This window comes from Candidatus Arthromitus sp. SFB-turkey, from assembly GCF_001655775.1.
Taxonomy (GTDB): domain Bacteria; phylum Bacillota; class Clostridia; order Clostridiales; family Clostridiaceae; genus Dwaynesavagella; species Dwaynesavagella gallinarum.
The window spans coordinates 67,313-84,265 of the sequence record NZ_LXFF01000023.1 but is presented as its reverse complement, the minus strand read 5'-3'; the positions used below and the strand labels follow the sequence as shown (position 1 = coordinate 84,265).

At 25.8% G+C, this 16,953-nt stretch carries 16 protein-coding genes; 2 read left to right on the top strand and 14 right to left on the bottom strand.

Annotation, left to right across the window (positions count from 1 at the left end; all coding sequences use genetic code 11):
- Positions 1-9 precede the first annotated feature (9 nt).
- The 8 genes from A6P36_RS04605 to A6P36_RS04570 all read right to left on the bottom strand — a co-directional run bounded on the left by A6P36_RS04605 (position 10) and on the right by A6P36_RS04570 (position 8,250).
- Positions 10-975, bottom strand: coding sequence for an ABC transporter permease (locus A6P36_RS04605; protein WP_066761440.1), 966 nt, complete (start codon positions 973-975; stop codon positions 10-12).
- Positions 976-1,320: 345 nt separating this feature from the next.
- Complete coding sequence (locus A6P36_RS04600; RefSeq protein WP_066761439.1) at positions 1,321-2,013, bottom strand: prepilin peptidase; 693 nt, start codon at positions 2,011-2,013, stop codon at positions 1,321-1,323.
- 2 nt (positions 2,014-2,015) lie between these two features.
- Entirely contained in the window at positions 2,016-2,405 is a 390-nt protein-coding gene (locus tag A6P36_RS04595; RefSeq protein ID WP_066761437.1) for a prepilin-type N-terminal cleavage/methylation domain-containing protein, read from the bottom strand.
- 85 nt (positions 2,406-2,490) lie between these two features.
- A complete protein-coding gene (locus A6P36_RS04590; RefSeq protein ID WP_066761435.1) occupies positions 2,491-3,462 on the bottom strand; it encodes a methyl-accepting chemotaxis protein in 972 nt (323 codons plus the stop codon).
- 137 nt (positions 3,463-3,599) lie between these two features.
- Positions 3,600-5,225 carry a chaperonin GroEL gene (gene groL / locus A6P36_RS04585; RefSeq protein WP_066761433.1) on the bottom strand — a complete coding sequence of 542 codons (1,626 nt, stop codon included), beginning with the start codon at positions 5,223-5,225 and terminating at the stop codon, positions 3,600-3,602.
- A gap of 20 nt (positions 5,226-5,245) precedes the next feature.
- Entirely contained in the window at positions 5,246-5,533 is a 288-nt protein-coding gene (gene groES / locus A6P36_RS04580; protein ID WP_066761432.1) for a co-chaperone GroES, read from the bottom strand.
- A 240-nt stretch (positions 5,534-5,773) separates the two neighbouring features.
- Entirely contained in the window at positions 5,774-7,708 is a 1,935-nt protein-coding gene (thrS, locus tag A6P36_RS04575; RefSeq protein WP_066761431.1) for a threonine--tRNA ligase, read from the bottom strand.
- A gap of 11 nt (positions 7,709-7,719) precedes the next feature.
- The gene (locus A6P36_RS04570) at positions 7,720-8,250 is read right to left on the bottom strand and encodes a peptidylprolyl isomerase (protein ID WP_066761429.1); all 531 of its coding nucleotides are present in this window, start codon (positions 8,248-8,250) and stop codon (positions 7,720-7,722) included.
- 207 nt (positions 8,251-8,457) lie between these two features.
- Between A6P36_RS04570 and A6P36_RS04565 the strand changes: the two genes are divergently transcribed.
- Entirely contained in the window at positions 8,458-10,041 is a 1,584-nt protein-coding gene (locus A6P36_RS04565; protein WP_066761427.1) for a M28 family metallopeptidase, read from the top strand.
- On the opposite strand, the gene A6P36_RS04560 is transcribed toward A6P36_RS04565, so the two are convergent.
- Together A6P36_RS04560 and A6P36_RS04555 are read right to left on the bottom strand one after the other, a co-directional pair.
- Positions 10,038-10,550: a hypothetical protein gene (locus A6P36_RS04560; protein WP_066761425.1), complete on the bottom strand. Its 513-nt coding sequence runs from the start codon at positions 10,548-10,550 to the stop codon at positions 10,038-10,040. The genes A6P36_RS04565 and A6P36_RS04560 overlap by 4 nt on opposite strands.
- 123 nt (positions 10,551-10,673) lie before the next feature.
- Positions 10,674-11,357, bottom strand: a complete 684-nt coding sequence (locus tag A6P36_RS04555; RefSeq protein WP_156507978.1) for a hypothetical protein — start codon at positions 11,355-11,357, stop codon at positions 10,674-10,676.
- Positions 11,358-11,441: 84 nt separating this feature from the next.
- On the opposite strand from A6P36_RS04555, the gene A6P36_RS04550 reads away from it, so the two are divergent.
- Positions 11,442-12,125, top strand: a complete 684-nt coding sequence (locus tag A6P36_RS04550; RefSeq protein ID WP_066761423.1) for a queuosine precursor transporter — start codon at positions 11,442-11,444, stop codon at positions 12,123-12,125.
- 41 nt (positions 12,126-12,166) lie between these two features.
- On the opposite strand, the gene selB is transcribed toward A6P36_RS04550, so the two are convergent.
- From selB to A6P36_RS08390, 4 genes are read right to left on the bottom strand one after another with little or no spacing between them, the layout of a single operon-like run.
- The gene (selB, locus tag A6P36_RS04545) at positions 12,167-14,071 is read right to left on the bottom strand and encodes a selenocysteine-specific translation elongation factor (protein ID WP_066761421.1); all 1,905 of its coding nucleotides are present in this window, start codon (positions 14,069-14,071) and stop codon (positions 12,167-12,169) included.
- Between the two features lies 1 nt (position 14,072).
- Entirely contained in the window at positions 14,073-15,458 is a 1,386-nt protein-coding gene (gene selA, locus A6P36_RS04540; RefSeq protein WP_066761419.1) for an L-seryl-tRNA(Sec) selenium transferase, read from the bottom strand.
- A 15-nt stretch (positions 15,459-15,473) separates the two neighbouring features.
- Entirely contained in the window at positions 15,474-16,502 is a 1,029-nt protein-coding gene (gene selD, locus A6P36_RS04535; protein WP_082917617.1) for a selenide, water dikinase SelD, read from the bottom strand.
- A gap of 59 nt (positions 16,503-16,561) precedes the next feature.
- Positions 16,562-16,945, bottom strand: a complete 384-nt coding sequence (locus A6P36_RS08390; protein WP_242861659.1) for a ComEA family DNA-binding protein — start codon at positions 16,943-16,945, stop codon at positions 16,562-16,564.
- Positions 16,946-16,953 lie beyond the last annotated feature (8 nt).

The window sequence follows — 16,953 nt, the reverse complement described above, 5'->3', positions numbered from 1 at the left end:
TATCACCTCCTATTTAAGTCTTATCCTTGGATCAGCCACTGCATAAATAATATCTGTCAATAAATTAGAAAAAATAGTCAATACAGCATAAAACATAGCTGCTCCCATCAATAAAGGATAATCTCTATTTAAAATAGCTTGATAAGTTATATTTCCTACTCCTGGCCAACCAAAAACTTGTTCAATTATTATAGAACCACTAAACAAGACAACAATTCCTCCAACAATTATAGGTATCAGTGGAATTAAAGCATTCCTAAAAGCATGTTTATAAATCACAGCTTTTTCACTAACTCCCTTAGCTCTAGCTGTTCTTATATAGTCTTGTTTTATTATTTCAAGCATAGAAGTCTTAACAACTCTTAACGTTCCAGCCAAACTAAACAAACTTAAAATTGCAAAAGGCAAAATTGTATGAACAAGAACATCTTTTATATAAGCAAATCCCGTATAATTACTACCAATTGTTGTCATACCAATTATTGGTAAACCAAGTACAGGCGCAATATACTTTATTGCTATTATTCCTAATACAAATGTGGGTAAAGAGGTAAATAACAACGAAAATGTAAGAACACATTTATCCAATGCTTTTCCATGTTTTGTAGAAATGTATATCCCTAAAGGAATTGAAACAAAAATTGAAAATAAAAAAGACAAAACATTTAAGTAAAATGAATTCCATATATAAACTCCTAATACCGAGCTAACGGATTCCTTAAAAGTTAATGAAACTCCAAAATCAAACTTTATAGCATTTTTCAACCAATTAAAATATCTTTCAAAAATATTTCCATCAAGTCCATATAAAACTCTAAGTTCTTCTATCCTTTCAGCTGTTATACCAGGCTGTGTTGAAATTATACCTGACAAAGGATCTCCCGGAGATGAAACATACAAAAAAAACAAAATAAAAGATATTCCAAATATTATTGGTATAAACAATAATAGTCTCCTTATTATATACTGCTTCACTTATTACACCACCTAAATATTAATAAAAAAAGATGCCAAAAATTAACAATTCACATATAAAAAGTAAAACGTTAATTAGGGCATCTAAATAGCTAACCTTTAACTTTAAATCAAAGATCTAATATCAAAAAAGTATTTATAAATTTAAAACCATTAGTAGTAAATATTAATACTCGATTAACACTTAATCTTTACTTATTACAAAACTAACCCTAAAATAATGACAAAAACTATTTCAACTCAATAAATTAAGTATATTTATACAATTGTACTACTATATGGTATAACTTTCAATACCATTTTAAATATTAAATAAAATTAATGATTATCTGTTTGTTACATCTCTTAAATTTTTAAAATTATAAACAAAAATGTCGACACAAAAACAAATGGTACAAATGCCATTTTATTATTTTTTATTTTAAAAGAATTTTTCATCAATATCCACAAACCTATAAATCCAGACATTATAATAGACAAGTAAAATATGAATATTGTAGGTAATGCTCCCAAAGTTAAAGAAATTATTAAAATTATATCGAAGTCACCTTCTCCTAGAAATTTAAATTTCTTTATCATTAGATAAAAAAATGCTATAAGAACTATAGTTTCTAAGTTTGCCTTTAAACTTCTCTTTTGTAAAAATGATAACATAAAAATCAGTAATGAAAAAATTATTAAAGGATATGATAAAACCGTATAAACGTAGTATGTTATGTAATCTATAAATGCAAAAATATATAAAATTAAAAATAAATAATAATATTTTAGATAACTATAAATTAAAACAAAACTAAAATTATTAAATATTTTAAACAAAATTATGTAATTAAAAATTATAAAAACTATTCCTAAAGCAAAAAACCTAAATAATATACTCTTATCTTTAAATATTTTTCTATAAACCTTTATAATCGAACTATTTCTATTATGTAAACCTAAAATTTCATAATCAACAACACTTATAATTTTAACAATAAAAATATTAAGTAATATACAAAATAAAATTGAAAACAAAATTATATTAACCGATATCATCTTTAAACTCTATTATCTAAACTTTGAGAAATAGTTTCTGATTTTTCAACTCTATTAGCAATATCTCTAATATTTTTAATTGTCATAGAATCCTCTACCCATTTAGGCCAATTATTTAAATACTTTTTTTCATCATTTACTTTCTTAAATTCAGACATAGTAGTACTTTCTGATATTGGTTCCATATCTCCATCAACAAATAAATTTAGATTGTGCATATCTACAGCATTCATAATAGCATTTGCATCACTTACTTTAGACATTTCCTTCGATCTTTCATATGTTGAAAACAAATTAGGTCCTATCAAAAGAACAATAACAAGTATAATAACAAAAGATACCATTACTTCAATTATGCTAAATCCATCTTTTTTCTTATTTTGAAATTTCATTTACTATCACCTCATATTGTTTAATCCTCGTAATAGTAAAATTCTTTCAAAAATAATTTTGTTTATTCAATATTAAATTGACATTTTATTCACTTTTATTCAATATATCCTTCAACATATCTAAATTTTCAACATAATACGCACACATCTCTAAAACATCTTTAACTGCCTCTTCTTTTAATTTAAAAACATCCTTCATTTTTATAAATTCATTTATCATTGATTGTATAAGTCGTTTTGCTTCTTTGGATTTATCTCTTACAACTTCTATTTCTATATGGTTTTTATTATTAATTTGTTTTAAAGAATCTAACGTCTTTACAGTATCCTCTGAAGACTCCTTAATAACTGTAATTTCCGATATATTTTCTCTCATTTCGTGTGAAATTTCTTCAGTTTCTTTCGTAATTTCATCTATGGTTTTGTTAATATGCTCAGATGCTTTTTTAGTCTCTTCAGCAAGTTTTCTAACTTCATCTGCAACAACTGCAAAACCTTTTCCAGCTTCTCCAGCTCTTGCTGCTTCAATAGAAGCATTTAATGCCAACAAATTAGTTTGACTTGAAATTTTATTTATAACTTCCGTAAATTTATTAATATCAGTTATTTTGTTATTTAAATTTTCGAAAACTTTATTTATTTTAGAAAAATTGGATATTAATTTATCAACATTTGAAATTAGAAAATTTATTTTATTTTCACCTTCTAAAACTAAATTTTCTTCATCTTTTATTATGTTAACTATACCATCTATGACAACATTCATATCTTTATAATCATTTATCCTATCTATGGCGTCTTTTTCCATAGTATCAAACATATTATGTTGAGAATTAACATATTTTAAAATTTTATCAGTTTTTTCATTAAACTCCACATTTTTTGAATCTATAGTATATACTGCTCTTTTTACTTCTTCAAAATTATTTATATTTTTTAAACTTTTATTTTCGTCTTCATCTGATAACTGATTTTCTTCAATATCTTTTCCTAAAACATTTTCAACCTCTTGAGTTTTCTCTACTGATTCTTTCTTTTTAAAAAATTTTTTGAACAATTTAATTCTCTCCTCTAACAAATGCTTATAACCATAGTATTAATTTGTACATATATAAAATTTTTTATTACTATTTAACAACTTCAATTTAAAAAATTAAAAAAGGTTTGAACAAAAATTCAAACCTTAAATATTTTTTAATACATACCATCCATTCCCATTCCTGGTGCTGGAGCCATTGGTTTTTCTTTTTCTGGTATATCAACAACTGCTGCTTCTGTTGTCAAAAATGTTGAAGCAACTGATGCTGCATTTTGAAGAGCTGTTCTTGTAACTTTAGCTGGATCCACTATACCATTTTCAACCATATTGATATATTGACCATTTAAAGCGTCATATCCAATTCCTTCTTCACTAGACTTAACTTTGTCAATTATTATAGAACCTTCAACTCCTGCATTAAACGCAATTTGTCTAATTGGCTCTTCTAAAGCTCTTAAAATTATATTTATTCCAACTTGCTCGTCAGCAACTTCCGAAGTTAAATTTCCGATTTTTCTAAGCACGTGAACATAAGCAGTTCCACCACCTGATACTATTCCTTCTTCAACTGCTGCTTTAGTAGCTGCTAACGCATCTTCTATTCTTAATTTTTTCTCTTTAAGTTCTGTTTCAGTAGCTGCACCGACTTTAACTACAGCAACTCCACCTGAAAGTTTAGCAAGTCTCTCTTGAAGCTTCTCTTTATCAAACTCTGAAGTTGTATCTTCAATTTGTGTTCTTATTTGAGAAACTCTCTCAGAAATTTCATTTTTATTTCCTTTACCATCTACTATAGTAGTGTTTTCTTTTGTTATTTTAACACTTTCAGCTCTTCCAAGCATTTCTAAAGTAGTTTCTTTTATGTCATAACCTAATTCTTCAGATATAACTTGAGCTCCTGTTAATATAGCTATATCTTTAAGCATTTCTTTTCTTCTATCACCAAATCCTGGAGCTTTAACTCCAACACAAGTAAATGTACCTCTTAATCTATTAACAACTAAAGTAGCTAAAGCTTCTCCTTCTATATCTTCAGCTATTATTAAAAGTTTTTTACCTTGTTGAACTATTTGTTCAAGAACTGGAAGTATTTCTTGAATATTTGAAATTTTCTTATCAGTTATCAAAATATATGGATCTTCTAAAGATGCTTCCATCTTTTCTGCATCAGTTACCATGTAAGGACTTATATAACCTCTATCAAATTGCATACCTTCTACAACTTCTAAAGTTGTATCCATGTTTTTTGATTCTTCAACAGTTATAACTCCTTCATTTCCAACTTTTTCCATAGCATCTGCTATAAGTTGACCAACTGCTGTATCTCCAGCTGATATAGAAGCAACTCTTGATATATCTTGTTTACCATTAACATTTTTAGAAATTTTCTTTATTTCTTCAACAGCTTTATCAACTGCCATTTTTATACCATTTCTTATTAAAATAGGATTAGCACCTGATGTAACATTCTTAATACCCTCTCTAACTATTGCTTGAGCCAAAACAGTTGCAGTTGTAGTACCATCACCAGCAACGTCATTAGTTTTTGTTGCAACTTCTTTAACAAGTTGAGCACCCATGTTTTCAAAAGCATCTTCAAGCTCAATCTCTCTAGCAATAGTAACTCCATCATTAGTTATTAACGGAGATCCAAATTTTTTATCTAAAACAACATTTCTTCCTTTTGGTCCAAGAGTAACTTTAACCGTATCAGCTAAAATATCCACACCTTTTTGCATTGCACGTCTAGCTTCTGCACTAAATAAAATTTGTTTTGCCATTATTTTTTTACCTCCCAAAATTATTCAACAACAGCTAATATGTCTTCTTGTTTAACAATTATATACTCTTCACTATTAACCTTAACTTCTGTTCCAGAATATTTAGAAATTAAAACCTTATCTCCAACTTTTACTTCCATTTTAATTTCTTTACCATCAGAAGAAACTCCTCCTGGACCAACTGCCATAACTTCAGCTTCTTGTGGTTTTTCTTTTGCACTACCTGCTAAAACAATTCCTGATTTTGTAGTTTCCTCTGCTTCTAGCCTTTTAAGTACAACTCTATCTGCAAGTGGTCTTATATTCATCAAATACAACCTCCTATTTAAAATAACCTCTATTAATTAGCACTCACTACTTCAGAGTGCTAAAAGTATGTTATTACTATAATTAATAAATTTAAAAAACTCAAATTTACTAAGTTTTAAATTTCATTACTTTTAAATGATTTTTGTTAATTATCTCCTATTTTATTAATCTTACTTATATTTTTACATAAATTTTACCAAATTAAAATGCATAAAAAATAGAAAAACATATATGTTTTTCTATTTTTTATTCTGTATTTTTTCCGTAATTAAAGAGATAAATAAATCTAAATTCATACTTCCTTTATCTCCATCTTTTCTATCCCTAACTGATACTTCTAAATTACTTTCCTCTTTTTCACCCACAATTAATAAGTAAGGTATTTTCTCTAATTGACCTTGCCTTATTTTATATCCAATCTTTTCATATCTGTAATCACATTCAGCTCTAATGCCTAATTTTTTTAACTCATTTGTTACTTTTTCACCATAATTATTAAATTTATCAGATATTGGTAGAACCCTAACTTGAACAGGACTTAACCAAACCGGAAGAGCTCCTGTATATTTTTCAATAAGCATTGCAATTGTTCTTTCATAACATCCAATTGAACTTCTATGAATTATCATAGGATGCTTTTTCTTCCCATCAGAATCAATATAAACCATATCAAATCTTTCAGCCAAACTAAAATCTATTTGAATTGTAATTATTGTATCTTCTTTTCCATGCACATTTTTAAATTGTATATCTAATTTTGGTCCATAAAAAGCTGCTTCTCCATCTGCTTCTACATAATTTACTTCTAGTTTATCTAAAATTTGTTTCATATTAGACTGAGTTTGTTCCCAAAGCTCTTCTTCTCCAATATATTTTTCCTTATTATTCTTATCCCATTTAGAAAATCTATAAGTAACGTCTTCATTTATTCCAATACACTCCATAATGTATTTAACTAAATCTAATGAGTTTTTAAATTCATCTTCTAATTGCTCTGGTGTACAAATTATATGACCATCTGATAATGTAAATTGTCTAACTCTTATAAGTCCATGCATTTCACCTGATGCTTCATTTCTACTTAAAATTGCAGTTTCTCCATATCTTATAGGTAAATCTCTATAACTTTTTTGAGTAGCTTTATAAATCATAAATTGAAAAGGACAAGTCATTGGTCTAAGAGCAAATACTTCAGAATCTTTTTCCTCGTCTCCTAAAATAAACATTCCATCTCTATAATGATCCCAATGTCCTGAAATTCTATATAAATCACTTTTTGCAAATGTTGGAGTTCTAGTTAAAACATACCCTCTCTTTTCTTCCTCATCTTCAACAAATCTTTGAAGAATTTGCATAAGTTTAGCTCCTTTAGGCATTAAAAGAGGTAACCCTTGACCTATAAATTCATTTGTTGTAAAAAATTCAAGTTCTCTTCCAATTTTATTATGATCTCTTTTTTTAGCTTCTTCTAGCATTTCTAAATATTCATTAAGCATACTTGCTTTAGGAAATGATATACCATATACACGAGTCAACATTTTATTATTTTCATTTCCTCTCCAATAAGCACCTGTTGCACTTAGAAGCTTAATGGCTTTAATATTCTTTGTATTAAATAAATGAGGGCCAGCACATAAATCTTCAAATTCACCTTGTTTATAAAATGAAATTTCACATCCATAAGGTATGTCATTTATAAGCTCAACTTTATAAGTTTCTCCTCTTTCTTCCATTAATTTTATTGCTTCATCTCTTGATAAAACGAATTTTTCAATTTCCAATCCTTCTTTACATATCTTTTTAATTTCTTCTTCAATATTCTTCAAATCATCTTGTGAAAATGGAGTTTCTATATCAAAATCATAATAAAATCCATTCTCTATACTTGGTCCTATTGCAAGTTTAACACTTGGAAATAATCTTTTAACAGCTTGAGCAAGAATATGACTAGAAGTATGCCAAAAAGCTTTTTTACCATCATTATCATTAAAAGTTAATATATTAACCGTACAATTTTTATCAATAACATGTCTTAAATCAACAATTTCTCCATCAACTTCAGCACAAGTTGCATTTCTTGCTAATCCTTCACTAATTGATTTTGCAAAGTCTAAAACTGTAATTGATTCATAAATTTCTTTTTTACTTCCATCTTTTAATGTAATTTCTATCATAAACTCCCTCCTTAATTAATTTTATTATCATCTGTTAATACGTACTCTATTCCAAAAGTATCAATTTCTATATTTTCTATAATAGGTTTATTATTTGGTGTATCTCCAAAAACTGGCTCATCTGCAATATTTAAAATAATATCTATTCCATCTATAACTTTACCAAATCCAGCATAACTTCCATCTAAATGCGGTGCATTACCGACCATTATAAAAAATTGACTCCCTGCAGAATCTGGATGATTAGCTCTTGCCATAGATAAAACTCCAAGTTCATGCTTTATATTATTTTCTACATTATTTAATTTAAATTCTCCTTTTATTGAATATCCAGGTCCACCCATTCCTGATCCTTCTGGACATCCCCCTTGAATCACAAAATTTTTAATAATTCTATGAAAAGTTAATCCATTATAAAAACCTTTTTTAACTAAATCTATAAAATTTGAAACTGTAATTGGAGCAATTTCAGGATAAAGTTCAAATTTAATTTCACCAAAACCTTTTATTTTCATAATTCCCATAGGGTTTTTATTATTCATAATTTTCTATCCTCCATATTTAAAAAAATAAATCTATTCACTTAATAAAATTAAAAATTAACCTTTAATGACTAAATATCTAAATCGTATCACAAACAATATTTTTGGTAAACACAAATTTAAATAAATATTAACGTTATAAAATAAATTTTTTCATTTATAAATACAAAAAATACAAACAAATAATTTTCAAGGAGATATTTTATAATGAAAAATTTATATAACAATATTTCTATAAAATTTGTTACATTTCTTCTATGCCTATTTCTAGTTTTTAATATATCAAACATTCATGCTAGCTCTTATACTTTAAACAAAATGACATTTGGAAAAGATTCACTTAAACATATTGAATATTTATCAAAAACTCCGAGAATAAGTGGTACGAAATTAATATTAAATTCTCAAAAATATATTAAAAATGAATTTCAAAAATATGGATACAATGTTGAAGAACAAAATTTCGTATGGCCACTTGAAAATAACAAAAAAATTTCTAAAAATATAATCGCCTTTAAAAAAGGATTAAACAATAAACAAATAATAATTGGTGCTCATTACGATTCAACAAATTGTAATGGAGCAGATGATAACGCATCTGGTGTTTCCGTACTTCTAGAATTAGCACAAAAATTAAATAAACTAATTCTTCCTTATAATATAAAATTCATAGCTTTTGATGCTGAAGAAATGGGACTATTTGGCTCAAGGTATTTTGTTAAAAATATGACTTCAGAAGAAAAATCGAATACCTTACTATACATAAATATTGACAGCATTCTGAGTGGAGATAATTTATATATTTACGGAGATTATGGATCTAGAGGATGGTTTAGAGATGAAATTTTAGATATGGCACTTAAAGAAAACATTGAAATAAAAACAAGTCCAGGATTAAAAAACAAAAATGAAAATTCAATTTCAATTTTAGAAGGTGAATGCTTTGATTATAGCGACCATGTATATTTTAGACATGAAGGAATACCTTTTGCGTATTTTGAATCAACAAATTGGGATTCTATAAACAAACAAACAGGATATCCAAACTATAGAAATTCAGATTTAGGTATGGTTTTACATTCTAATAACGATGATCTTGACTTTATAATCAATAATCTAAAAAACAAACCTATAAATAATTTGGCAAAGTGCATTTCACTATTATATAAAACATTAACCTACTCTAACAAAAACATAACGATAATAACTAACACTAAAAATACAGAAGAATTAAAAAATATAAAATATGAGCTATATAAAAATAACTCTTTAATAGAAACTTTCTCTCATTCAAACTCAAATAAAATAATTATTTCAAATTTAAATAAAGGTACGTATAAAATTAAACAAATAAATGACTCAAATTTGAAATTTAATTGTAACATGAATGAAAAATATTTTGAGATTTCTGATACAGGAAACATTAACATATTGTATGAAGATATTAATGCTATACCAAAATCAAAAGACTATGATGGAATTTTAATAGGTATATATGGAGAAAATTTTAACGACCCTCAAACATCTATAGATGAACTTTATAAAAAATTTATTAAAATAAAAAATATAGACTCTAAAGCTATTTATAATAAAGAATTTTCAATAGATGAAATTAAAAAAACTGTTCAAGAACATGAAGATAAAACTAATGACACAGTTCCTACATTTTCAAATATTACCTCTGACAATTCAAAATTTCTCTCAAAAAACATAACTAAAATCATAACATCAATTTTACTTACATTTTTATATTCAAACATATATTCAATACAAAAAAGCAAGTCAATTTAAACGATGACTTGCTTTTTCATTTCTATAAAAACTCTATCTGAAAACAAATTGAACTTCTCTACTAAATCCATAATAAACTTAACATAAGTTCTCACTTCTAAAGAATACACATTCTCAAATAAAATAACCTTACTACGACTAAATAAAGAAACTATAAACATACTTTTCAATTTATCAAAATTATTTAACAAATAAAATTCACTATTAAAATTTTTAAAATCAAATATATCACAATATTGTATAAGTGTTAATTTATGATGTGATTTTATATCTAAATCAATACTTAACTTATCATATATATTATCAAATAAATTTAAATAAGGTTTTAAATTAAAGCCACTTATAACATATGGTGTACTTCTTAAATTTTTTTCAGACATATTAAAAATTAGCTTTATTAAATTAATTTTTAATCTATCGTCTTCAAATAAAATTACATTATGAGATCCGATAGAAAAATTTAATTTAAACTCAGAATAATCGTCTAAAACTCTTATTAATTTTGTCATTAGTTTCCTTCCATACATATTTACATAAATTTAGATAATTATCATTTAATAATAATTATAATCTAATGTAAATTTTTCACTTTTTCAAGTTAGTATGTATAAAATTTAACAATTTATTTAATTTTACTTAAATCCTGCTGTATTAAGAAAATATCTATCAAAATAACTCAAAGGTTCAGTATGTATATCATTCAAATTTTTATATCTTTCTCTATATAAACTAATAGATTTATGTGTTATAAGTGGTTCAAGTTTACCTATATACTCAGGCATAACAATTGTTCCAATTAAAAAAGGATTATCTTTGTCATTATATATAACACTAAATCCTAAAAATCCACCATATTTCTGCATTTCATTATTTCTATATTCATAACATAAAAGTTTTCGTTTCTGTTTCAAACTCATCTCTTCTATTTTGTCTCGTAAAGATTCGATTTCTATTATAATGTGATTTTTCCTATGAAAAATATACTCACTAGTAAAAGCTTGAGAATTATTTTTTAACCTTTCAATTTCATCCTCTAAAAATTTTATATTTGCATTTAACTCAGTATAAAATTCATCAAAATTCTTTTCAAAGCTTTTGCTCATAAGACCTTTACATTTCATTTCAGTTATTTGAGCATCTAAAAAATATTTAGGGGCTAGATTATCTAAATTAAACGAATTTTCTTCAAACTTTAATGTCAATATATCATTTTTCTCCACTGACAATTGATTTTTATTTGATTTATCATTAAAATTAACAATGTTAATGCTGTTTAAAAACATAGCGACGCTTAAAAATACATTAGCAAGAATCAAAAATAATACCTCCTAAAATCAAATACTAATGTATTTTTCCCATTTAAATTTTAAAAATTCATTTTAATATAAAGGAGCAACACAATGCAAAACGAAATTTTATGGTTTATATTACTATTTTTTAACTTTTTTATGATATGTGCAATGTACAAGTTCTTTGGAAAACTCGGTTTATTCGTATATATACCAATAGCCGCAATCATAACTAACATTCAAGTTGTAGTAACATTAGAACTTTTTTCTATGGCCGTAACTCTAGGAAACATAACATATGCTTCAACATTTTTAATAACAGATATTTTATCTGAATATCATTCAAAAAAAGATGCAAGAACAGCCGTAATAATAGGATTTGTTTCCATGATAATAGGAACTATTTTAATGCTTATAGTTACATTTATGACTCCTGATGAAAATGGAGTAGAAATATTTCAAAGCATAAAAAATATATTTTCTATTCAACCAAGAATAATATTTGCAAGTGTTACAACTTATTTAATTTCACAAAATATAGATATATCCCTATTTAAATTTTTCAAAAATAAACTTCCTTCAAGAAAATTTCTTTGGCTTAGAAATAACGGAAGTACATTATTAAGTCAAATTTTAGATAATATTTTATTTAACACCTTAGCATTTGCAGGAATATTCCCTGTAAGTGTAATAATAGAAATAATTTTCTCAACTTATATTCTAAAAATGATAGTATCTCTTCTAGATACACCATTTATATATTTAGCTGGAAAACTCAAACCAAGTAAAGTATAAAATTAAAAAAGGAAATGTAAAATATACATTTCCTTTTTTAATTAAAACAAAACTCTTTTATCTCCATCTCTTCGAGTAATCTTTAACTCGTCAAAATGTTCAAGTAAAATAACTAAATATTTTCTATTAGAATTTAAAATTTCTTTTGCATCTTTTAATTCTATAAATCCATTATTTTTCAAAAATTCAACAATTTTGTCTTTAGCATATAAAAAATCCTCTTTTAATAAATACATTTCTGGATTTAATTTATATAAAATACCTATATCTTCTAAATATTCATGAATTTGTGCAAAATACTTTGAATTAAATTTAACTTCCAAATCTTTAATTTTAGGGGGAATAAATTTTTTAATCTTATATTCCTCAATAATTGAATCAACCATTTTTTGAATATCATCTGAAAATTTTATATCAAAATCAGAAAGTAAAACATATTTAGAAGTTAATTTAATAAATCCTTCCTTTTCAAAATAATCTAAAACTCTATCATAAATCTTAGGTTTTAAATTTTTTATACCAATCTTATTTTTAAGTTCCTCTTTTAAAAATCCAATCCTAAATTTATTTTTTTGATGATATTCAGACAAAATATCTTTCATATTTAAAAAAATCTTTTCCAAATTATCTTTGTGTACAAAATATTTTTTAAAACCATCTTCAAATTCAATTACAATATTATTGTTAACCATTTTTTTTAATTCAATATCAACATTATCTTTAGATAGTAAATATTTTTCACATATATCATCAACACTTAAAATAATATCTTTATCATCTTTTAAAATTAAAGACATATATTCAGTTCCAAATTGTTTTTCCTTTATCTTAATACTCTCTAAATATTTATCTTTATTTCCTTTAACTCTTTTTGCAACTGGATTTATAATATATCCTCCTCCAATTGTTATCATAGGAGAATACAGCCTAACAACATACCTATCATCTTTTAATGATACTATTGGTTTTTCTAAATGAAACTGAACATAAGCTTCAGAATTATTTTGAATCTCACTTTTATCTAAAATATGTATTCTACCAATTATTTCACTCGTTCCATGAAAAAACCTTATTCTTTGACGATTTAAAATGTTTTTATCCAAATTAGACAAAGAATAAAATTTACAATCAATCATATAACTAGGAATTAAAACATCTTTTTTAGAAACAACAAAACCTCTCTCAATATCCTCTTTTTTTATATTAGATAAATTAAGAGCACATCTTTGCCCTGCCAATGCCTCTTCACAATTTTCTTCATAAACTTGAATATTTCTAACTTTAGCTTCAATTTGATTTGGATATATAACAACACTTTCATTTAAACCAATTTTTCCAGATATAATAGTTCCCGTAACAACAGTTCCAAAACCACTTACAGTAAAACATCTATCTATAGGCATTCTAAATATTCCATTATCAATTTTTTCAAAATCTTCATCTAATATTCTATCAATTTCATTTACGAGCTCATCATAACCAATTTTAGTTTTAGAGGAAAAAGCTATGATTTTAGAATCTTTCAAAAAAGTATGCGAAATTTCTTCTCTAACTTCTTCTTTAACTAATTCATACCAATCATCATCTACTAAATCCCTTTTTGTTAAAACAACTATTCCTTTTTTTATATTTAACATACTTAAAATATCTAAATGTTCTCTAGTTTGTGGCTTAACTACCTCATCACACGCAACAACTAATAAAACAACATCAATTCCAGTAGCACCAGCAAGCATGTTTTTTATAAATTTTTCATGACCAGGAACATCAATTATACCAGCTCTTCTTTTAGATGGAAGATCAAAAAACGCAAATCCTAAATTTATAGATATACCTCGTTTCTTTTCTTCCGCTAAAGAATCTGTATCAATATTAGTCAAAAGTTTTATAAGTGATGTTTTACCATGATCAACATGCCCTGCCGTTCCTATTATAATATTTTTCAAATTAATAACACCTCAGTTCAACAAGCGACTCCAAAATATATTTAAATTCATCCTCTTCTATAGTTCTAACATCTAATTTTATAGAATTTTTTTCTAATCTAACTATAATAGGAATTTTACTATTTCTTAATTTAACTTCTAAATCTTCAGGAGAAAATCTATCATGTTTTAAATCTAAAACATATGTTTTTAGTTTAGTTTTAGGCATAGAACCTCCGCCAACTATAGAAAAATTTTCTTCTACCTCTATACTAAACTCTTTTAAATCTTTCAATAAATCTAATAATTGTTCTGCTTTAAATTTTAAATCCTCTTCTTTATATGTAATCATTTTAAGTGTAGGGATATTTTCAATAGCATATTTTTCATCTAAATAACATCTAAAAGTTGACTCAAGTGCAGCAAGTGTAAATTTATCAATCCTCAAAGCCCTTAATAAATGATTTTTCTTAATTTTTTCTATTAAATCTTTTTTCCCAACTATAATACCAGCTTGAGGTCCACCTAACATTTTATCTCCACTAAAAGTTACAATATCAGCACCATTTTTTAATGAATTTTGTACTAAATCCTCTTCTGAATATACTTTATATTTTGAAAAATCTACTATAGTCCCGCTTCCAATATCTTCTATAATAATCTTGTTATATTTATTTTTAAGAACATTAAGTTCTTCAACTTTAACGTTCTTAACAAAACCATCAATGTAATAATTAGAAGTATGTACTTTTAAAAACGCACTTGTATTTTCAGTTATTTCATTTTCATAATCAAATAAATGAGTCCTATTTGTACAGCCAACTTCTTTTAAAATAACTCCACTAAATTTCATAACCTCAGGTATTCTAAAAGAGCCCCCAATTTCAACTAATTCACCACGAGAAACTATAACCTCAGTATTTTTACACAATGTATCTAAAACTATCATTATAGCTGCAGCATTGTTATTTACTACAAGCGCTGCCTCACAACCTAATATTTTACAAATAATATCCTCTACGTGAGAATATCTACTGCCTCTAGTTCCATTTTCTAAATCATACTCAAGGGTGGAGTAATTTTCAGCAACTTCAACTATATGATTAATAGCATCTTTACACATCTTACTTCTTCCAAGATTTGTATGTATTATAACTCCTGTAGCATTTATAACTCTTTTGAGATTTTTTTGAGATTTTTTATGTAATTCTTCATCAAAAACATTTGAAATTATATTAAGGTTTATTTCTATGTTTTCCCCATTTTTTATTTTTTGTCTATAAATATTTAAAATATCTCTCAATATCTCTAATATAAATTCTCTTGGATATAATTTAAGCGACTTTTTCACATTTTCTAAATTTAATAATTCATCTATTTTTGGAATTTTTTTGTATAAATGTTTCAAAAATAAATCATTCCTTTATTTTACATATATATATTTATTTGATAACTCCTTAACCTCACCAACAACTTCATAAAATACATCCTTACTATCCAAATTTTCTTTAAACTTGTCCAAACACTCTGTACCAACAGCAAACAATAATCCCCCAGAAGTTTGTGGCTCAAATAATATATCTTCAAACCATTCCTCACATTCACAATAAACTTTTCCATTTAAATAACGTTTATTTGAATAAGTTCCTTCTGGTACAAATCCATCTTTTACATACTCAACACATTCTTCTATAATAGGAATCTTATTTTTATCAAAATGTAATGAAACCTTAGAACCATATGCCATTTCATATCCATGTCCCATTAAAGAAAACCCTGTTATATCTGTACAAGCATTTACTTTTACTGATTTTGATGCTTCATAAGCATACTTATTTAAAGTAGTCATGTATTTAACAGCTTCATTGTACGCTTGATCTGAACATATTTCCCCTTTTATTGCCGTTATAATAGAACCAACTCCAAGTTTTTTGGTTAAAACAAGTTTATCTCCTATTTTTGCTCCATAATTTTTATAAACAAATTCAGGATTAACCTTTCCAACCACAGATAATCCAAACTTAGGTTCATTATCTTGTATAGAATGCCCACCTATTACAATGGCACCGGCCTCTTTAACCTTACTAGCACTTCCATTTAAAATTTTAGATAAAATCTCTATTGGCAAACATTTTGGAAATCCAACTATATTTAAACACAATATAGGATCTCCACCCATTGCATAGACATCACTTAAAGAATTTGTAGCAGCAATTTGTCCAAATACATACGGGTCATCAACAATTGGAGTAAAGAAATCTAATGTAGATATTATTGCTAAATCCTCAGTTAATTTATAAACAGCAGCATCATCACTATTTTCAAATCCAACTATTAAATCTTTATGTTCAAACACTGGCAACGTTTTTAAAATATTTGAAAGAACCTCCGGTTCTATTTTAGCTCCTCAACCAGAGGTTTGACTAAAATGTGTTAATTTATATTTATCCACACTTATATCCCCCTCCTTAATTTTTTATGAATTAAAGTATAGCATTTTTAAACATATATTTAAACTATTATTTTATCTTTAAATTTTTCAAAAGTTTTATCCCCAATTCTTGAAACATTTTTTATATCATCAATTGTATTAAATCCATTATTTTCTTCTCTATAACTAATTATAGCTTCCGCTAAACCGTCTCCTATTCCACTTAAAGTTTTAAGTTCTTCTTTTGACGCAGTGTTTATATTTACTTTATCATCATCAAAAGAAGACTCAACATTAAAACTACTAACATTATCAACCTTTAAAATTTCATTTGAATTATTTTTCATATCTAATATTTCTTGTTTTGATAATACAACTATACATTCACCATTTTGAAGCTCTCTTGCTTGATTTATATTTGAAGTATCTCCGATTTCTGTAAGACCTCCTGAGATTAAAATCAAATCTCTTA